Here is a 19,910-nt window from a genome sequence, read left to right as displayed (position 1 = left end):
CGTGGATGGCAGCCCGTCTCTGAACGCTCGTCCTGCGGCGACTCCAGCCGTCCGTCGCGCGATCGCGCTGCCGCCCTTTCCATGCACGCGTGCCAACGGCGAATCGCCCGCCTCGTCACTCGGCGCGCGCGGGAAAAGCGACGCGCGGGTCAGCCAAGCACAGGCATGTGCCCACGAGGCAGAAAACAGCGGGGATGCGTGGAAGAATTTTCCCGTCCCCGGGCGCCCTGGGCGCGCCGGGCGCGCCGGAGACGGGCCAAAGCGGCCGGGCAGGAAACGGACGGACGGGGAGCAGGCCGGCGAGACCCGGACATCGCGAAACCGAGGCGCGAGCACCGTTGCCCGCCGCCCCTATTCACGCCGGCTTCGCGCCGTCGAAACCGATGGCTGCCAGCTTCCGCGCTTCGCGCGCCTGCGTCGCCTCGACAATGGCGTCGACGCGCGCGAGATGGTGCCGATTGTCGTAGTCCCACGGATGAAAGCTCGGTCTGAAGAAGCTCAGCCACTCGCGCGCGATCGTCGGAAACATGCCATGGCGCGGGCCGTACAGCAGGCTGACCACGCGCCAGAGGCCGCGCACGCTCTTGTCCGACGTGCGGTCCCACCGGATCAGTTGCGAATGGATCAGGAACACGTTCGGCCAGAACGTCAACGTCGTCAGCAAGTACACACCGATGCGAATCAGATAGCGCTTCGGCCCCGGCTTCATCACCGTGTTCCAGACGTCGAACGACACCGCCTTGTGCTCGGTTTCCTCGAGCGCGTGCCACAGCCACATCTGCTGATAGCCTTCGTGCGAGCCGGCGAGCGCGGCGGGATCGGTCAACAGCCAGTTGGCCAACATCGCCGTATAGTGCTCGGCCGCGACCGTATGCGCGAGCTGCACCGAATGCGGCAGCACCTTCTTCATCCAGCCCGTCACTTTCCAGACGCGCCTGTCGACCGTACGCGCCGGCAGCCGGTTCGCATGCATCAGTTCGTTGTACTCGACGTGCTCACGCGTGTGCATCGCCTCCTGGCCGATGAAGCCGAGCACCTGCTTCTTCAGCACGGGATCGTCGATCCGGTCGCGATAGTTGCGCACCGAATCCATGAAAAAGCGCTCGCCCGCCGGAAACAGCAGCGACAGCGCGTTGAAGAAGTGCGAGACTTGCGAGCCCTGTCCGTGCCAATTCGTCGCGCGCTCGACCGGCAGATCGAAGCGCAGATCGCGGCGCACGGGCATGACGAACACCGGGTCCGTCGACTTCGCGGGTTGATTCATCGATGTCTCCTTTCTGGGCGGCCGCGGGCAACGCGGGCGCGAGCGATGCGCGGCAATCGGACGGGCGGCTGCGCGCACGCCGATCAGGGTTCATGCGCTCTGCCGTTCCGGCACCGAAGCGCTCGCCCGGGTATCGCGCGCCGAAGGTCACGGCACGCGCTCGCGCCCGTCATCGGGCCGCCGATTTTTACATTGACAACTGTAACAATATGGCGGCGAGCGGTGGATAAGCAAGGCGTGAGTTAGTGGCGGCCTTCCAAACGCGGGGCGCGCGGCAAGCGTCGGACGGCAAGCCCGAAAGCCCCGTGCGACGGGCGTTTCGGCGCGATCGCGCGAATCATCGCCCGTCTTGCAAACGTCATTAAGCGGGCGTTTTTCCGCCGCATCGCGAAACGCCGCGAAACCGGCGCGCCGGGAAATCCGGTCGAGATCGCGCGGCTCCCCTACAATAGCGGATCATTTCGACCCTTCAGGAGCATTTCATGGCAGTCGTCACCACCGAATCGGGCCTCAAATACGAAGACCTGACCGAAGGCACGGGCGCCGAGGCGCGCGCGGGCCAGACGGTGAGCGTGCACTACACGGGCTGGCTCACCGACGGCCAGAAGTTCGATTCAAGCAAGGATCGCAACGATCCGTTCGCGTTCGTGCTCGGCGGCGGCATGGTCATCAAGGGCTGGGACGAAGGCGTGCAAGGGATGAAGGTGGGCGGCGTGCGCCGTCTGACGATCCCGCCGCAACTCGGCTACGGCGCGCGCGGCGCGGGCGGCGTGATTCCGCCCAACGCGACGCTCGTGTTCGAAGTCGAACTGCTCGACGTCTGACGCCGGCGTCGCCCGGTCGCCCGCGTTCGCCGGCCGTCTAGTCCGATCATGACCCGCCTCGCTTCGCCCACCCTGTCGCTGCGCCGTTACGGCGTCGTGCGGGAGTCGGACGTGCACGATTTCCATCAGATCGTGCTCGGTGTCGACGGCGCGATGACGATGACGGTCGACGGCGTCGACGAACGGATCGACCGCCGCGCCGCGTGGCTGATTCCGGCCGGCTCGCGGCACGATTACGCGGGGCTCGCCGACAACAGCCAACTGGTGCTCGACTTGCCGCCCGGCTCGCTCGCGGTCCCCGAGCGGCTGTTCGAGCGCGCCAAAACGATGTCGATCGACCCGGGCCTCACGATGCTCGTCGGCGAACTCGCGTCGCGTATCGCGCGCGGGCCGCATGCCGACGCCGCATCGGCCCGTCGCCTGCACTGGCAAGCGGCCGCGCGGCTGTGCGACGCGCTCGTCGGCGAGCTGGGCGGCGCGCCGGCGCAGTCCGCCGCCGGGCTGGACTTCGCGCGAATCGATCGCTGGCTGCGCGCGCATCTCGCGCAGCCGCTGCGCATCGCCGATCTCGCCGCGCACTGCGGCTTCGGCATGCGCCGCTTCCACCAGCTTTTCTGCGAAGCGTTCGGCGAAACGCCGCATCGCTATCTGCAGCGGTTGCGGCTCGACGCCGCCGTCGTATTGCTGGGGAACCCGCAACATTCGCTGGCCGACATCGCGAGCGAAGTCGGCTTCGCCGATCAGAGCGCGTTCACGCACGCGTTCACGAAACGGTTCGGCCTCGCGCCCGGCCGATGGCGCAGCGATCGGCACTGAGTTTGCCGATGCGGGCGCGCGAACCATCCGGCATCGAGCATCCCGCACCCGCCTCGGCGATCAATCCGCCGCCCGAATCGCCTCCTCGTAGACCTCCGCGACGCGGCGCGCGATCACCGTGTTGTCGAAATGCGCGCGCGCGTATTGCCGGCACGCGTCGGCATCCGGCAGCACGAGCGAGCCCGACAACGCGGCCGTCAACCCGTCCGCGATCGCGCACGCGCCGATCTGCGGCAGCACGAGCGCCTCGGACAGGCCGGCGACCGCCTCCGGCAGCCCGCCGACGGGCGTCACGAGCACCGGCGTGCCGGACGCGAGCGACTCGACGGTGATGAGCCCGAATCCCTCCAGCGCGACGGTCGGCACGACGCTCAGCGTCGCCGCGCGGTACAGCGCGGCCAGATGATGGTCCGGCACGAAGCCGAGCAGCTTCACGTTGTTGCCGAGCTCGGCATCGTCGATCCGTTTCTGCAATTCGCCTTCGAGCCGCCCCTTTCCGGCGATCAGCAGCAGCACGTCCGGATGCCGGCGGCGCACGGTCTTCACCGCGTCGATCAGATCCTCGAGCCCCATGCGCCGCACGAGCCGCCGCACCGCGAGCACGATCGGCCGGTCTTGCGGCAGTTGCAGCTTGCGGCGCGCGTCGGCGGGCGTCATCGGCAGATCGAACTGCGCGGTGTCGACGCAGCCGGGCACGACGCGCACGCGCGCCGGATCGATGTTGTAGCGCGACGTGAGGATCTGCCCGAACGCGCGCGACAGCACGATGAGGCGCGACGAGCGCGCGTAGACCGCCTGCTCGAGCCGGTGCTTGACCTTCTGTCCGAGCGAATCCGCGCCCTCGACGTGGCTCTCGTCGGCCCACGGGCCCTGGAAATGCGACACCTGCGGAATGCCGCGCGTCACGTCGAGTCCGGGAAACGTGTACAGCGCGAAGTGCGACGACACCACGTCGGGCCGCTCGGCGCGGACCACGTCGCGCAACGCGTGACGCGCGGCCATCATCCGGCGCGGCAGCGACGACGTCGCCGGCCCGAAGCCGCGGATCGCGCCGCCCGTGTCGGCCGCGACGCGCTCGGAGCCCGCGACGACGCCGCGCACCGCGACCCCCGCGCCCGGCAACGCGCCGACGAGCGAGTAATACATGCGATCGAGCCCGCCCGCCCGTTCGGGAAACCAGTGCATGCCGATTTGCAGCGACTTGATCGACGTTTCGGTATGCTTCATCACGATGGCTCCTGCGTCACGACATGCTCGGCGCCGACGAGCGACGGCGACTGCGACGACTGGCGCAGCCGCCGATACAGCGCGACGTATTGCGCGCCCATGCGCGCCCAGCCGAATCCCTCCATCAGCCTGCGCGCCGCGTCGCCCATCGCCCGGCACGCGTCGCGCGAGCGCGCGAGGCGTTCGACCGCGAGCGCGAGCGCGGCCGCGTCGTCGGGATCGTCGAGCACGATCCCGCACTCCGGCGTGATGATCTCCGCGCCGCCCGCGGTATGCGCGGTCACGACGGGCAGCCCCGCCGCCATCGCCTCGAGCAGCGCCAGGCTCATCGCTTCGTAGCGCGAAGGAAACACGTACGCGTCGACCGACGACATCAGCGTCGGCATGTTCTTCACGAGACCGAGGAAATGCACGCGCGAATCGATCTTCAGCGCGCGCGCCTCGTCCGGATAGGGACTGCCGGGCAAATAGCCCGCGACCGCGAGGTGCACGTTCGGCGGCAGATGCGCGAGCGCCTTCAGCACGGTGCCGAGATTCTTGCGCGGCGTGCGCAGATCGCCGGCGAACAGCAGCATGAACGGCTCGGCCGGCAGGCTGAACGCGTCGCGATCGGGCGTCGCATTCGCGAACGCCTGCGCGTCGACACCGTTGTAGATGACGCCGATCCTCTCGCCGTCAATGCCGATCCGCCGGATTTCGTCAGCCACCTTCTGCGACACGGCCGTGATCGCGCGCGAGCGCCGGTACGCCCAGCGTTCGAGCAGCGTGTTGGCGCGCGTGTAGACGTACTGATACGCGGACCACATCCCCTTCGACAGGCCGAACGGGTAATAGCGGCTCGCGAACCAGCCGCTGTGGACGAAGTGGGCGGTGTTCACATCCGCGCGCACCCACGAGATGAAGCCGTTGACGTGCAGCACGTCGTACGCGTCGCGATGCCCGCGCAGCCACCACGCGCTCTTGATCGCGAACACCTGTTGCTTGACGAGGTTCGACGGCCAGAAGCGGCCCGCCTTCACGGCGATCCAGCGCACGCGCGCATGCGCGAGCAGCTCGGGCGCGACGTGCGACGCGACGAGCGTCACCTGGTAGCCTTCCGCGAGCGCCGCTCGCGCGATCTCGTAATTGACGCGTCCCTGGCCGTCGTTATGGCGCACGACGTGCGTGACGATGGCGATTCTCACTGGTCGGCTCCCGGAAAACGCGCGGCGCTCGCGCGTTGCAGCTTTTGCCAATGCGCCGCGGACAAGATCGAAAATATGCTCATGAACAGCAACAGCCCTCCCGTGCCGATGAACGAATTGGTGAAGACGAGCATCGCGAAGACAGACAAACCCAGACTCAAGCACGCAGCGACGAACTTGTCGCGCCGCAACCTGAACGAAGCGCGCAGCGCGCGGCCGAGCAGCCAGACAAGCCCGAGCAGATAGAGCAGCGTGCCGGGCCAGCCGAGCACGAACGGCACGTTCATCACGCCGCTGTCGAAGCTGCCGTACTTGCCGAGGCCGCCGCTGTCGCTCGACAGCTTCGTCGATGCGCCGGTCGCGCCGAGGCCTTCGCCCGCGACGTCGGTGAACGCGGTCTGCGCGAACGTCGCGTAGAACTTGTTGCGGTCGTCATAGCTGCGGTCGTCCTTCAGGTTCGTGATCGACTGCAGGCGCTGGCCGAGACGGTCCGCCACCGGCCCGACGGTCAGCAGCGGCACGCACAGCGCGGCCAGCACGACCGCGCTGCCGATGATCCGCACGCGCACGCGATTGCTCGATTTCGCAAGCTGGATCGCGAGCGCGATCACCCAGCCGCCCCATGTCGAGCGCACGAGACACAAGCAGAACGAGATGAAGCCGGCGGCGCCCGCGATCCAGCGCACGCGCTCGGTCGCGGCGATCATGAACACGAGCGCGCCCATCATCGCGAACGCGAACGGTCCCGACGAATTCATCGTGCTGAACACGCGCACGCCATACGGCACCGGATCGCCCTGCGAGTTCATCTGCGAGCCGATCATCCACAGCGCATCCCATTTCGGCATCACGAAGAACTGCACGATTCCGTAGATGCCCATCACGAGCATCCCCCAGACGAACGTCGACAGGATCACCTTTCGATACTCGGGATAGTCGCGCGAATGAACGGCGATGTGAAAGCCGATCAGCACCGGATAGAGCCAGTTCGCGAGATCGTAGGTGGCCGCGAGCGGCCCGCTCGACACGACTCCGACGAAAAACGCATACATCAGGCCGAACAGGATCAGCAGCACCGGCAGCCCGCGTCGCTCGGCCAGCACGCGGTAATGGCGCAGCAAGCCGAGCCCCGCGATCATCGTGACCGCGAGCGGCGCGATCTGGATCAGGCTCGTCGGCGTATAGGCCCCCTTCGACCAGTCGGCGAGGCGCCGCACCTCCGGGCTCAGGAACCACATCCACCACATGAAGCCGACGTAGCGCGCCGGGCTCATGAAATACAGCCACAAGCCGGCCGCGATCGCGAGGCACGGAAAACCGTACGTCAGCAGCGTGCCCTGACGCGCGGCGATCAGCAGCGCCGTGACGCTCCACAAGCCCGCCTGCGCGGCCCAATGCTTCGGATCGCTCAGCAGCTTGCGGCGACGCGCGCCGCCGCCGGATGCGGGAACGGGCAAGGTCGTCGCGCTCATCGCAGCCGCCCTCACCCGTTCGAGCGCGAACGCGAATCGGCGAACGACAGCGCCGCCTCGGCCGCCGCATGCGCGCGGCGGCGCGTGAGCAGATCGCGCGTGATCCGCACGTGCTGCGCGGCGAACTGCTGCGTCGTCAGATCGCGCTCCCTCAACCGGCGCGCGGCGGCCTGCGCGCGCGCGAGCGCCTGATCCGGCCGCGCGGCGAGCGCGTCGGCCGCGCGCCGCAGCGCGAGCGCGTCGAACGGCTGCACGTAAGTCGCGGTGCCCTGCGGGAAATAGTCGCGCAGCCCGCCGACATCGGAGACGATCATCGGCTTGCCGAGCGCTGCCGCCTCGAGCATCACCGTAATGCCGGACGCGTGATGGTTCGGCCGCAGCGGCACGACGATCAGATCCGCCCAGTCGTACAGCTCGCGCTGCTCGACGATGCCCGACGCGGGCGCGATCTCGACGTTCGGCGCGTGCAGCGCGCGCGGAATGCGGCGGCGCGTCGCGAGCCGCACCTCGTAGCGCGAATCGCCGCCGAACGCGGCGACGAACGTCTTCCAGTCGCGATCGCGATCGTTGCCGATCGCGGCGATGCGCAACGGCCGGTGCGGCGACCAGACATCCGGCGCGCAAATCGGAAAATCCTGCGTGTTCAGCCCGTAGTACACCTGCAATGCGTCGCGCCGCAAATAGCGGCGGCACAGCTCGGCGTTGTTGCGCGCGAGCGTCGTCAGCGCGTCCGCGCGGCCGATCAGCTTGCGGTACGCCCAACGGCGCGCGAAGCCGTAGCCGGGCCATTTGTCGAGCAGCCAGACGCTTTGCGCGAGCAGCAGCGGCTTCGCGCCGCGCGCGCCGAACAGCTTCAGCACGAGCGCGGCCGCGAGATGCTCGTGCTCGGTGTGCGTCCAGATCACATCGGAATCGAGCAGCTCGGCGCGATTGCGCCACGCATGCATCAGATCGAAGCCGAGCGCGTACTTCAGCGCGCGGCGGCCGAAGCCGACGAGCCGGCTCTCGCGCGCGTCGCGCGAATACGTCAATGCGAACTCTTCGGACTCCGCATGGTGATAGCCGTACAGGCAGCCGATGCCGTCGCCCTTGCGATAGGTGCGCGGGTCGGCGCCGTAAAACAGATGAACGTGAACCTTCGTGGCGATCATGCGAAAACTCCAGCCCGAATCGATTGAATCTCCAACGTGCCGCTCATTGCGTGACGCCGGCGTGAGTCGCGAGCGTCACGCGCCGCGCGTCGCGCGCGCCTCGCCGCACCGCGCGCCAGCGCGCTCGCATGCTCGCGCCGTTCTTCGCCGCGGCGCTCAGCACCACATGCGCGAGCCCCGGATACGCGCGGGTGCCGACGAACGTCCACCACCACCAAGCGATCTCGCGCCGCACGGGCGGCAGATGCTCGCGCAACGTCAGATGCAGGTTGTACGCGGCGTTCGACAGCGCGGCCATCGACGCGGTGTCGCGGCGATCGTCGTCGAAACGTTCGGCCGGGTAATGGTCGACCGCGACGGCCGGATCGTAGACGAGCTTCCAGCCCGCGCGCTTCACGCACATGCTGAACGAAGTGTCGTTGTGCGTCTGCGCGCCCGCGCCGCGAAGGCGCGTGTCGAAACGCAGGCCCAAGATCGCCGCGCGGCGATAGCTCATGTTCGCGCCCTTGAGCGTATCGACTTCGCGCGCGCCGCCGACGCCGAGATGATGATTGCCGATGATCTTGCCCGACATCGTGAGCCGGCCGACGAGCGGACGCTCGCCGTCGAGCAGCCGGCCCTTCTCGTGCACCCAGTCACGCCCGCCCACGGCGCCCACGCGCGGATCGGCCGCGAAGATCGTGCCGATCCGCTCGATCCAGTCGACGCGCGGCGCGGCGTCGTCGTCGGTGATCGCGATCACCTCGCCGCGCGCGGTGTCGAGCCCGCGATTGAGCGCCGCCACTTGTCCCGGCACGTCGACCGTCACGATCCGCAGCGCGAGTGCGCCGCGCACGCCCGGATCGGCAAGCCGCTCGTGCGTTGCGTCGTCGTCCGGGCGCGCGACGACGATCACCTCGTCGGGCGCGACGCGCTGCCGCTGCAGCGCGGCCAGACAGCGCGCGAGATCCGCGGGACGCCGGTAGGTCGGCACGAGTACGGAAATTTTCATCGTCACCTCGTCGATCGAAGAAGCGCTCGCGTCATGGCGTCATGCGCTCAGATATTCGTGCACGGCCGCATAGCCGCGGCCGTAGCCTCGCGTGCGCGCCGGCACGCCGTTGAAGATTCCGCCTTGCAGTTGCACGCCCGCGGTGCGCAGCCGCTTGATCGCATCGCTGATCTCGCCCTCGGTGTGCATGCCGGAGCGCAGCACGAGGAACGTCGAGCCGGCGAGTTCGCCGAAGATCATCGCGTCGGTGACGGCGAGGATCGGCGGCGAATCGACGATCACCATGTCGTAGCGCTTCGCGAGGCCGTCGAGATACTGCGACAGGCGCGGCGACATCAGCAGCTCCGACGGATTCGGCGGACGCGCGCCGCACGGAATGAACGACAGGCCCGGCACCGGCGTCTCGCGAATCGCCTCTTCGAGCGCGACCTGGTCGCTCAACAGCTCCGACAGGCCGCTCCGCCCGCCGGTGCCGAAGTGGCGCTCCAGCGTGCCGCGCCGCATGTCCGCGTCGATCAGCAGCACGCGCTTGCCCGAATGCGCGACGAGCGCGGCGAGATTGACCGCGAGAAAGCTCTTGCCGATGCCGGGCGTCGGGCCCGTCAGCACGATCACGCGGTTCTTCGCGTCCATCAGCGCGAACTGCATCGCGGTGCGCAGGCTGCGCAGGCTCTCGACGCTCAGGTCCTTCGGCCGGGCGCACGCGAGAATCGGCCGCACGCGGTTGCCCTTGTCCGCGGCGTCGAACCGCGTCTGCTCCGCGCTCATCGGCACGAGGCCGTACAGCGGCAGGTTGAACGCGCGCTCGACGCGATCCGGGTCCTCGATGCCGTGGAACAGGTTGCGGCGCAGGAACACGACGCCCGTGCCGAGGATCAGGCCGAGCAGCGTCGCCGCCGACAGGATCAGCATCTTCTTCGGCTTGACCGGCACGCCGGGGCGCAGCGCCGCATCGACGAGGCGGATGTTGCCGCCGGTGCCGGCCTTCTGCACCGACAGCTCCTGCACGCGGTTGAGCAGCAGCACGTAGATGTCTTCCGCGACCTTCGCATTGCGCTGCAGCGCGACCGCCTTGACTTCGGTCGCCGGCAGCCCGCGGAACTTGCCGTCGTACTTCGCGCGCTCCGCTTCGAGCTGTCCGAGCTGCTGCTTCGCCGCGATGACGAGCGGATGCTCGTCCGTGTAGCGCTGCGCGAGCGCCGCGAGCTGCAGCCGCTGCGCGGCGATCTGCTGCTCGTACTGGACGCTGCCTTCGAGATAGACCTTCGCTTCGTCGCTCGCGTTGATCGAGCCCGACGTGCGCTGATACTGGGTCAGCTCCGCCTCCGCGCGCTCGAGGTCCGACTTCAGGCGCGGCTCTTCGTTCTTCAGGAACTCGAGCATCTTCGTCGCTTCGGCCTGCTTGCTCGTCACGTGCTGATGCAAATACGACTGCGCGAGCGCATTCGCGATCTGCGCGGTCTGTTCGGGGTCCTTGCCTTCGAGCGAGATCTGGATCACGCCCGTCTGCTTGCCCTGCTCGGCCACCTGGATCGCCGACTGGAACGCGGTGATCGCATCGAGATCGTTCTGCCGGATCACCGTGAACCGCGTGCCGGGACGCGCGACGAGCTTCGATACGTCGATCGTCACGCCGCCGCCCTGCTCGCTCTCGCCGACCCTGCCGCGCACGAGCGGGAAGCCGTCCGGATCGGCAAGCGTGTAGCCGCCGTCCGCGCCGGCCGTGAGCGTGAGCTTCTTGCCTTCGAGCGCGGGCGTCACCTCGATCGAATCGACCTTCGCCTCCTCGCCGCCCCACGCGTACGAAGACAGGCCGAGCCACGGCTTGCCCGGATGGCCCGGCGTCGCGAGCCGCGCCGCGATCGCGCCGAGGATCGGGAACGTGTTCGGCGTGACCGACGAGTTCAGCTTGAACTGCTCGACGACCGGCGCGACGACGCCGCGGCTCTTGATGATCTCGATTTCCGCGTCGGTCGGCGGCGTCGGCGGCCCGCTGTTGATCATCGCGCCCGTCTGCGTCTGCGTGAGCGCTTGCGACGTGTTGTCGCTCGCCTCGACTCGCACCTGCGCATCGGCCGAATAGACCGGCTTCGCGACGTAGCAGTAGAGCCCGGCGAGCGCGATCACGACCAACGCGATGCCGAGGAGCAGCCAGATATCGTCGAGAATCACCTGGATCATCTGGCCCAGGACGACGTCTTCCTCGTCGGTCTTCACCGCGAGGTCGGCATAAGGATGTTTCGCTTGCGTATTCACCATGCATTCCCGCTTGAGGTTGAAGCGGGCCGCGCGCGACGGCCCGGGACCGATCAGCGCGTGATCTGCTTCATGTAGTAAATCGACTGGATCGTCGGGAAAATCTGCTGCAGCAGGCGGTTGAAGCGCACCGATCCCGACGTGCCGACGTACACGACGTCGAGCGGCTTCAACTGGAATCGGCTCGAGAGCATCAGCGCGTCGGGCTGCGTCATGTCGAGGCGGAAAATGTCGGGCGTGTTCGGCTTGTCCTGCAGATCGCGCAGCACGTACACCTGACGCGGATTCGCATCGGTATCGAGAATGCCGCCGCCCGCCGTGAGCGCGTCGGCGATCGTCAGGCGCCCCTTGAGCATCGGCACCGTCGCGGGCGTCTTCACCTCGCCCATCACGAACACCCGGCTGTCGCCGCGGTCCGGCACGTTGACGATGTCGCCCGGCTGCAGCATCACGTTCTGCGTGACGTCGCCGCGATCGAGCATGCCGTTCGCGTCGAGCTGATAAAACTTGCCGTCGCGCGTGAGGCGCACGCGCTGCAGATCGGCCTCGTTCGTCGAGCCGCCCGAGCGCGTGATCGCATCGACGAGCGTGAGCGGCACGTCGGTGATCGCGAGCGGGCCGGGCGTCTTCACTTCGCCCGTCACCTGCACCTTCTGGCTGCGATACGACAGCACGCGCACGTCGACCTGCGGATTCTTCACGTAACGCGCGAGCCGCGCCGCGAGCTCGTCGCGCACCTGGCCGACCGTCTTGCCCGCCGCACGCAGCCGGCCGACGAACGGAAAATAGATCGTGCCGTCGGACATCACCGTCTGCCCGTACGGATCGGCCTGGCCGGGCAGCGCGTTCGCATAAGGCTGCTGCAGCGCGCCCGCGACGGTCTGCGTCGTGTTGCCGCCGCTCGAGAACGACTGTCCCTGCGGCGTCGTCAGCTCCGGGTGATCCCACACGGTCACGCCGAGAATGTCCTGCGGCGCGATACGGTACACGTACTGCGCCGGGTCGACGAAGCGCGCCGGCGGCAACGGCCGCTCCTTGCGCTGCGCGTCGGCCTGCGATACGACCAGTTGCGCGGTGATGAGCTGCACGTTGTAATGCTCGGCAAGCTGCGCATCCTTGTCGTCGAGGCGCGACGTGTCGAGATAATTGCCGGGCGCCGTCGCGCACGCCTGCAACAGCACGGCAGCCGCGACGGCGAGCGCCAGGGGTCTAAGCGAACGATTCAACATATCTTTTGCAACCATCCTTGAACGAGACGTTCGATCAATGTGTAGCTATCCCGATAATCGCCCTCCGGGCCGCCGTACGGATCGGCGATCTCCGCGTCTTCCCACTTGCCGAGCAAATGCACCTTGCCGCGCGCGAACGGATCGATCGCCTCGACCTCGGCGATTTGCCGGCGCTCGGTGACGAGCACGAGATCCGTTGCGCGCACGAGCGCGCGGCTCAGCCGCCGCGAGCGGTGCGGCGCCGCGTCGACGCCGCGCTCCGCGAGCAGGCGCGACATCGTCGGATCGATGCCGTCGCCTTCGTTCGCATCGACGCCCGCCGAATGGAACGAAAGCGACGCGCGCGGCGCCATCGACCTGAACAGCCACTCCGCGGCAGGACTCCGGCACACGTTCGCGCGGCATACGATCAAAATGTTGCGAAACATGCTCGCTCTCGCGCCGATCGGTCACGCGCCGGCACGCGCGGTGCGAGCGGCGTTCCGGCCGCCCGCCGCGGTGCGCGCCGCGGCGCCGGGCCGCCCGATCGGGTAATACTCGATGCCGAGCTCGCGCATCGCGACCGGCTCGTACAGATTGCGTCCGTCGAAAATCACGGGCGTCTTCCAGCGCTTGCCGAGCGCGGCGAAGTCCGGGCTCTTGAACGCCTTCCATTCGGTGACGATCACGAGCGCATCCGCGTCCTGCGCAACCTGTGCCTCGTCGTCGGCGAACGCGAGCCGCTCGAGCGCATCCGGGCGATCGCCCAGATCGAGCGCGATCACGCGCCGCGCCTCCGCCTGCGCGACCGGATCGTAGGCAACGACGCGCGCGCCGCGTGACAACAGCTCCGCGATCAGCGCGCGGCTCGGCGCCTCGCGCATGTCGTCGGTGTTCGGCTTGAACGCGAGGCCCCACACGCCGAAGCGGCGGCCCGTCAGATCCTCGCCGAAGCGCGCGACCACCTTCTTCGCGAGCACGTGCTTCTGCTCGTCGTTGACGGCGGACACCGCCTGCAACACGCGCAGCGCCTGCCCGTGCTCGGCCGCCGTGCGGATCAACGCTTCGACGTCCTTCGGAAAGCACGAGCCGCCGTAGCCGCAGCCCGCATACAGAAAGTGATAGCCGATGCGCGGATCGGAGCCGATCCCGCGCCGCACCGCCTCGATATCGGCGCCGAAGCGCTCCGCGAGATTCGCGAGCTCGTTCATGAACGAGATGCGCGTCGCGAGCATCGCGTTCGCCGCGTACTTCGTGAATTCGGCCGAGCGTACGTCCATGTAGAGCGTGCGCTCGTGATTGCGATTGAACGGCGCGTAGAGCTTCTTCATCAGCTCGCGCGCGCGCTCGCCGGGAACGTCGTCGTCGCAGCCGATCACGATCCGGTCGGGCCGCGTGAAATCCTCCACCGCCGCGCCTTCCTTCAGGAATTCGGGATTCGACACGACCGAGAACATCGAGTCGCCGCCGCGCGCCTTCAGCTCGTGCGCAACCGCCTCGCGCACGCGCTCGGCCGTGCCGACGGGCACCGTCGATTTGTCGACGATCACCTTGAAGCCCCGCATGTGGCGGCCGATGTTGCGCGCCGCGGCGAGCACGTACTGCAGATCCGCGGAGCCGTCCTCGTCGGGCGGCGTGCCGACCGCAATGAACTGCACGTCGCCGTGCGCGACGGCCGCCTCGACGTCGGTCGAGAACTGCAGGCGGCCCGCCGAACGGTTGCGCGCGATGATCTCCTTGAGACCCGGCTCGTGGATCGGCACGCCGCCGCCGTTCAGGATGTCGATCTTCTTGCTGTCGACGTCGAGACAGAACACGTCGTGGCCGATGTCGGCGAGACATGCGCCCGTGACGAGCCCTACGTAACCGCTGCCGATGATAGTCAGATTCATCTGTCGCACCTCTTTGCCCAGTGAGTCGTAAAACGCGATGCCGCGCTCAGTACGCGTTGCTGCCGGTGAAGCCCTTCCACAGCGTCAGCGCGACGATCTTGATGTCGAGCCAGAACGACCAGTTCTGCATGTAATACAGATCGAGCTTCACGCGGCCCATCATCTTTTCGATGCGGTCGGTCTCGCCGCGAAAGCCGTTGATTTGCGCCCAGCCGGTGATGCCCGGCTTGATCCGGTAGCGGAACATGTAACCCTTGACGAGATCCTTGTAGATGTCGTCGTGCTCGAGCGCGTGCGGACGCGGGCCGACCACCGACATCTCGCCCCTCAGCACATTGATGAACTGCGGCAGCTCGTCGAGGCTCGTGCGGCGCAGGAAACGGCCGACGGTCGTCACGCGCGAATCGTTCTTCTTCGCCTGCGTGATCTTCCCCGCCGCTTCCTGATGCACTTTCATCGAGCGGAACTTGTAGATCTCGAACTCGTTGCCGTCGATGCCCTTGCGCGTCTGCCGGAAGAACACGGGGCCCGGCGACGTGAGCTTCACGAGCAGCGCGATCACGAGCATCGCAGGCGACAGCATCATGAGCGCGGCGAGCGCGAACAGCCGGTCGAACACGAACTTCGGCAGAATCCGCACGTCGGTGATCGGCGAGGCGGCGAGATTGATCGCGGGCACGCCGAGCAGCTCGATCACTTCCTGATTGAAGAACGACAGGCTGCGCACGTCCGGCACGAAACGAATGTTGACGAAATCGTTTCGGAACTCGGTGACGATCCGGTGAATCTGCGGCTCCTCCGAAAGCGGCAGCACGAGCCACAGTTCGCCGATCTCGCGGCTGCGCACGTGGCGCACGAGGTCGCCGAAGCGGCGCTCGATCGCGATGCCGTCGATGCCGGCCATCGATGCGTCGCCATGCTCGTCATAGATGCACACCGGATTGAAGCCCGCGTCCGGACGCGCCCGCATGTGCGCGACGAGCCGCTTCGTCGCGCTCGCCTGCGCGCTGCCGACGATGGCAACCGACTTGTGGTTGTAGCCGCCGCGCCGCAATTGCCGCAGCACCGCGTACACGCAGGCCTTCGACGCGACGAGCAGCGTGATCGTCGCCATCGCCCAGTAGCCGAGCCACAAGCGCGACAGTTCGCCCGCATGGTGAACGCTGAAGCTCATCAGGATGCCCGCGCCCTCGACGACGAGCCACGCGACCGACACGCGCCACATGAGCCCGAACACCGGCTTGCCGCGCCACGACTGATAAATGCCGAACGCCGGGAAAAACACGACGACGAGCATGCAGTCGAACACGACGACCGTGCGTTGCAGGTCGTCGAGCCACACGAAGCCGCCGCGATGGATCATGGCGGCGATCATTGCGCCCGCCACCGCCATCGTGATATCGATCATCCTAGCCAGCACGCTCAACATGATTCTTCCTCGTGAGACGGAAACCGGCAGCACACATCTCGTCGACGTGCATCCGATTTAAACATTGCAAGACGTTATTGAACCGGCAAGAAAATTCCTCCCGCAAGCGCACAAGTATTTCTAAAAATAATCGGAAATTTTTTCGCGGGCACGCCGCTTTTCCGCCAGCATGTTTTTCCGAATCAATCTTCCGGATAGACAACCAGAAGATATGAAGAACCGCCGGATAGCCTTTCCCAGCGCGGCTCGAGCTGGTAGAAACCCAATATTTTTCTAATTTTTTATTCATTTGTTCGCATGCACTTCATGCAATCTGTGTGCACCGCACGATCACATGCCGACGATCAGGCGAATCCGCCCGATTCTTTTATTGTCGATTTACGTCGTGCTACAACGTCGGGACAGTCTTGTACTCGAGGAGTGTCAACATGAACGCCACGCTCGCCGCGGACGCCCGGTCCGCTTGCACCGCCGGCACGCGCGTCGCCGTGCAGCCCGTCGTCTTGGCCGGAGGCTCGGGCACGCGCCTCTGGCCGATGTCGCGCGAGCGTCATCCCAAGCAACTGATCAATCTGCTCGGCGACGAATCGCTGCTGCAATCGACCGCACGCCGCCTCGACGGCCTGTCGGGCGCTCATCCGGTATCCGAACGAATGATCATCGTGTGCGGCGAGGAGCATCGCTTCACGACCGCCGAGCAATTGCGGCTCGCGGGCAAGGACGCGACGCTCCTGCTCGAGCCGCTCGGCCGCGACACCGCGCCGGCGTTGACGATCGCCGCGCTGCGCGCGGTCGCGGACGGCGACGACGCAGTCTTGACCGTGATGCCCGCCGATCACGCGGTCGCCGACATCGCGCGCTTCCAGCAAGCGGTCGCCGCGGGCGTGCGCTGCGCCGAGCAAGGGATGATCGCGACGCTCGGCATCGTGCCGGCGCGCGCGGAGACGGGCTACGGCTATATCCGCGTCGGGGCCGCCGCGAGCGCGAGCGACGCCGAGCTCGGCGTCGCGGTCAGGAAGCTCGACCGCTTCGTCGAAAAGCCGCATCTCGAACTCGCCCGGCAATATGTCGCGTCGGGCGAATATTGGTGGAACAGCGGCATCTTCATCGTTCGCGCCTCGGTATGGCTGAAGGCGATTCGCCACTTCCAGCCCGCGATCCACGAAGCGTGCGCGCGCGCCGTCGAGCTCGGCAGCGTCGACGGTCCGTTCTTCCGCGTCGATCGCGACAGCTTCGCCGCATCGCCGTCGAACTCGATCGACTACGCGGTGATGGAACCGCTGTCGAACCTGCCCGCGGTGTGCGAGGGCGTCGTCGTGCCGCTCGACGCCGGCTGGTCCGACGTCGGATCATGGGATGCGCTCTGGCAGATCAGCGACAAGGACGACGAAGGCAATGTCGCCCGCGGCCGCGTGTGCTTCGAGCAGGCATCGTCGACGTTCGCGCATTCGGAAGGACGCCTGATCGCCTGCGTCGGCACGCAGAATCTCGTCGTCGTCGAGACGCCTGATGCGATTCTCGTCGCCGATCGCGCGCACGTGCAGGACGTGAAGAAAATCGTCGGGCGCCTGAAGGCGGAGTCCGGCACGGAAGCGTCCGAACACCGGAAAGTGCATCGCCCGTGGGGGCATTACGACTCGGTCGACAGCGGCGAGCGCTTCCAGGTGAAGCGGATCGTCGTCAAGCCGGGCGCGCGCCTGTCGCTGCAGATGCATCACCATCGCGCGGAGCACTGGATCGTCGTGCGCGGCACCGCGCGCATCACGCGCGGCGACGAAACGTTCCTGCTGTCCGAGAACGAGTCGACCTACATTCCGCTCGGCGTGTCGCATCGGCTCGAGAATCCCGGCAAGATGCCGCTCGAGCTGATCGAAGTGCAATCGGGCTCGTATCTCGGAGAAGACGACATCGTCCGCTTCGAAGACAACTATGGTCGACACTGACGAAACGGCCGCGCCGAAGCGGCCGCGCGGCCCGCGCGCGAGCGTGCCGCGCGGCTCGGCGCGGCGCCGCGCTCAACCGACGCGATAGGCGTACTCGTGCCGGTCGATCTGCACTTGCGACGCATCGCCGCGGCCCTCCGCCAGCGCACGGCGCCGCTCGGCCGCGAAGTGCTTGATGTTGGTTTCGGCCATCGCGAGCGCGGACAGCCCGGCGATCGTCGGCACCGATTTGCCCGCCTGCCCGGCGTCGGGTGCCGACGCTTCGCGCGCACTCGGCGCGCCGGCGCATTGGCGATCGATCCATTGACGTGCCCAGTCGAGCGCATACTGCTCGGCCGATTCGGCATCGGTGAAGCGCGGCCCGATGAGACCCGAGCGCTCGACGCGCCGATCGTCCTGCACGATCTCCGCCCACGCGCGATACATCAGGTTCTGCACCGGCTGCGCGATGCCGTATACGGTATAGCCGCGATAGGTTTCGGTCTGCGGCGCGTGCGTCGCGAAGCTGAACGACGCGGCGTGCGCGCGGCCGCCGTGCGCATGATCGCGCACGGCCGCGCCCGGCACGGTGAAGCCTCGGTCATGCGGCGTCTCGGCATCGCGCGGCCCGTCTTCATCGTCTTCGCTCGCGAAGCGGCGGACGTTCACGCCCACGCCCGGACGGCAAACGTCCGTCTGAGCGACAGGCAATTGCCACGACTCGGGGTTTTGCCAAAACACGCCGCGCAGGCGGTCGCAATCGGCGGCCTGCTCCGCGCGCCGCACGGGCGCGACGGGCTCGGGCGGCGGCGGCACGTAGGCAAACGCGCGACCGCTCTCTTCGGACAGCACTCTCACCATCTCGCCGAGCGTGCCGCTCGCAAGCCATTCTTCGAAGCGGCGCCGGCACGTCGGGCCGGACGGATAGCGGCCGGGCAGCTTCGACCACGGTTCGCCCGTGGTGAGAATCCATAGCACCGCGTTCGCGACGACCCGATTCTCCGCACGCGGACGTCCTCGTCGGTTCAGTCGGATGGGTTCATCGGCGATCAACGTCGACAGACGGGCCCACTCCTCATCGTTTAGCTCATCGAAGAACATAGATCTCTCCACGCAGCCAGGCCGGGCTGCGATTGGCGGCACGGTCGCGAGCGAATCGCGCTCATGACCGCGGCCAGGTTGCACATGGACGCTATTCGGTTGTGCACGCCGGCGCGCTAAGCACAAACAAGGTGCCGCGGCTCCCGACGATGACGCACGAACCACTGTCTCACTCGTATGCGATATTTTTTGTGCATGAAGCATACCATCATCAGGGTTTATCTCAATATGACAACGGCATCATGTTACGCACTGAAACAAGAAAGTCGCCAACCAGGGTCAGCTTTTCTTTTCTATTTTTATGACGTTTTATTTACATCGGCTCGAAAGCACCGTCCAGCAAGGATGAAGGGAAGATGAAAACTACACGAAAGACGGGTTTCTGCACCAGCTCCCACGCTGAGCGGCAGCATTTTCCGATGCCGTTGCAACATCGGTAAATCAAGGGAAAATACGTGACAAATTGTTTATTGATCGGTAATTAAATCCTTTTCCAATCGTTATACTTTTCATTACACGCAATCTCATAATTGATTGAATGCGACCGATGCCAGCTCCGTTCACGCACGCCGCGCGCTCGCGTGCTCAGTCCAGATCGCCGGCGAGCGAGGCGGCAACGTCCGGATCGACTCTCGTCGTTTGTACCGGATAGTTAGGATGGTCGCAGCCGATGGACAGCGGCACGCCCGCCTTGAGCTTCGCCTTCATCGCGCGGCCGAGTTCGAAGCGCACGAAGTGCACGGCGGACGTCTTCACCCCGGTGTCGCGTTCGAGATCCTCGTCGGCGATCGCATAGACAGGCGTCTCATCGTCGACGACGAGAAACACGCGACCCTCGATGCCGATCAGGCGCGCAAGCGCCGCGCGTCGCTGCGCCTCGTTTTCGTATTCGATCTGCAGCGTCGCTTTGAGATTGCTGCCGTCCGGCACGAGCGGCAGATAGGCATCGAGCTCGGCCTGGATGCCGTCCTCGTCGAAAATCTTCTCGATGTGCAGCATCTCGTGGATCTGGTAGCGGATCGTCGTTTCGTCTTCGAACAGCAGGCGAAGATGATTGCCGATCGAGACGGCGCGGCGCTTCTTGTGCTCGATCACGCGCGCACGTTCGTCGCGGCGCACTTTCGCGTACGCCTCGAGCGTCAGCAGCGAATCGCGGGTGAGCGTCATGTCGTG

The 19,910-nt window shown here is 66.8% G+C and carries 16 protein-coding genes; 3 read left to right on the top strand and 13 right to left on the bottom strand.

What is annotated here, in order from left to right; genetic code table 11:
- Nucleotides 1-355: 355 nt before the first annotated feature.
- Nucleotides 356-1,264, bottom strand: coding sequence for a metal-dependent hydrolase (locus BTH_RS02895; RefSeq protein ID WP_009895624.1), 909 nt, complete (start codon nt 1,262-1,264; stop codon nt 356-358).
- A 482-nt stretch (nt 1,265-1,746) separates the two neighbouring features.
- On the opposite strand from BTH_RS02895, the gene BTH_RS02890 reads away from it, so the two are divergent.
- Together BTH_RS02890 and BTH_RS02885 are read left to right on the top strand one after the other, a co-directional pair.
- A complete protein-coding gene (locus tag BTH_RS02890) occupies nt 1,747-2,088 on the top strand; it encodes an FKBP-type peptidyl-prolyl cis-trans isomerase (protein WP_009895623.1) in 342 nt (113 codons plus the stop codon).
- Nucleotides 2,089-2,136: 48 nt separating this feature from the next.
- On the top strand, nt 2,137-2,904 hold the full coding sequence (locus tag BTH_RS02885) for an AraC family transcriptional regulator (protein ID WP_009895622.1): 768 nt from the start codon (nt 2,137-2,139) through the stop codon (nt 2,902-2,904).
- A 60-nt stretch (nt 2,905-2,964) separates the two neighbouring features.
- On the opposite strand, the gene BTH_RS02880 is transcribed toward BTH_RS02885, so the two are convergent.
- The 10 genes from BTH_RS02880 to BTH_RS02835 are packed head-to-tail and all read right to left on the bottom strand — an operon-like array spanning nt 2,965 to nt 15,714.
- Nucleotides 2,965-4,131 carry a glycosyltransferase family 4 protein gene (locus tag BTH_RS02880; protein WP_009895621.1) on the bottom strand — a complete coding sequence of 389 codons (1,167 nt, stop codon included), beginning with the start codon at nt 4,129-4,131 and terminating at the stop codon, nt 2,965-2,967.
- Complete coding sequence (locus BTH_RS02875; protein ID WP_009895620.1) at nt 4,131-5,315, bottom strand: glycosyltransferase family 4 protein; 1,185 nt, start codon at nt 5,313-5,315, stop codon at nt 4,131-4,133. Before BTH_RS02875 ends, BTH_RS02880 begins: the two co-directional genes overlap by 1 nt.
- Entirely contained in the window at nt 5,312-6,787 is a 1,476-nt protein-coding gene (locus tag BTH_RS02870) for a glucose-6-phosphate isomerase (RefSeq protein ID WP_009895619.1), read from the bottom strand. Before BTH_RS02870 ends, BTH_RS02875 begins: the two co-directional genes overlap by 4 nt.
- Before the next feature lie 11 nt (nt 6,788-6,798).
- A complete protein-coding gene (locus BTH_RS02865; RefSeq protein WP_009895613.1) occupies nt 6,799-7,938 on the bottom strand; it encodes a glycosyltransferase in 1,140 nt (379 codons plus the stop codon).
- Between the two features lie 43 nt (nt 7,939-7,981).
- A complete protein-coding gene (locus BTH_RS02860) occupies nt 7,982-8,929 on the bottom strand; it encodes a glycosyltransferase family 2 protein (protein WP_011400943.1) in 948 nt (315 codons plus the stop codon).
- Nucleotides 8,930-8,968: 39 nt separating this feature from the next.
- Nucleotides 8,969-11,188 carry a polysaccharide biosynthesis tyrosine autokinase gene (locus BTH_RS02855; protein ID WP_009895611.1) on the bottom strand — a complete coding sequence of 740 codons (2,220 nt, stop codon included), beginning with the start codon at nt 11,186-11,188 and terminating at the stop codon, nt 8,969-8,971.
- Between the two features lie 50 nt (nt 11,189-11,238).
- A complete protein-coding gene (locus BTH_RS02850; protein ID WP_009895610.1) occupies nt 11,239-12,414 on the bottom strand; it encodes a polysaccharide biosynthesis/export family protein in 1,176 nt (391 codons plus the stop codon).
- Nucleotides 12,408-12,842 (bottom strand): low molecular weight protein-tyrosine-phosphatase, encoded by a 435-nt coding sequence (locus BTH_RS02845; protein ID WP_009895608.1) that lies wholly within the window; start codon nt 12,840-12,842, stop codon nt 12,408-12,410. The genes BTH_RS02850 and BTH_RS02845 overlap by 7 nt, the downstream gene beginning before the upstream one ends.
- 21 nt (nt 12,843-12,863) lie before the next feature.
- A complete protein-coding gene (locus tag BTH_RS02840) occupies nt 12,864-14,285 on the bottom strand; it encodes a UDP-glucose dehydrogenase family protein (protein WP_009907281.1) in 1,422 nt (473 codons plus the stop codon).
- A 46-nt stretch (nt 14,286-14,331) separates the two neighbouring features.
- Complete coding sequence (locus BTH_RS02835) at nt 14,332-15,714, bottom strand: undecaprenyl-phosphate glucose phosphotransferase (protein WP_011400941.1); 1,383 nt, start codon at nt 15,712-15,714, stop codon at nt 14,332-14,334.
- Nucleotides 15,715-16,142: 428 nt separating this feature from the next.
- Between BTH_RS02835 and BTH_RS02830 the strand changes: the two genes are divergently transcribed.
- Complete coding sequence (locus BTH_RS02830; protein ID WP_009907278.1) at nt 16,143-17,657, top strand: mannose-1-phosphate guanylyltransferase/mannose-6-phosphate isomerase; 1,515 nt, start codon at nt 16,143-16,145, stop codon at nt 17,655-17,657.
- Between the two features lie 72 nt (nt 17,658-17,729).
- Here BTH_RS02830 and BTH_RS02825 read toward each other — a convergent pair whose 3' ends face one another.
- Together BTH_RS02825 and BTH_RS02820 are read right to left on the bottom strand one after the other, a co-directional pair.
- Entirely contained in the window at nt 17,730-18,737 is a 1,008-nt protein-coding gene (locus BTH_RS02825) for a transposase (RefSeq protein ID WP_009895598.1), read from the bottom strand.
- A 585-nt stretch (nt 18,738-19,322) separates the two neighbouring features.
- The gene (locus tag BTH_RS02820; protein ID WP_009895596.1) at nt 19,323-19,904 is read right to left on the bottom strand and encodes a DUF3501 family protein; all 582 of its coding nucleotides are present in this window, start codon (nt 19,902-19,904) and stop codon (nt 19,323-19,325) included.
- Nucleotides 19,905-19,910: the final 6 nt, after the last annotated feature.

This window comes from Burkholderia thailandensis E264 (assembly GCF_000012365.1).
GTDB classification, from domain to species: Bacteria; Pseudomonadota; Gammaproteobacteria; order Burkholderiales; family Burkholderiaceae; genus Burkholderia; species Burkholderia thailandensis.
This window is presented reverse-complemented; position numbering and strand designations above follow the sequence as displayed.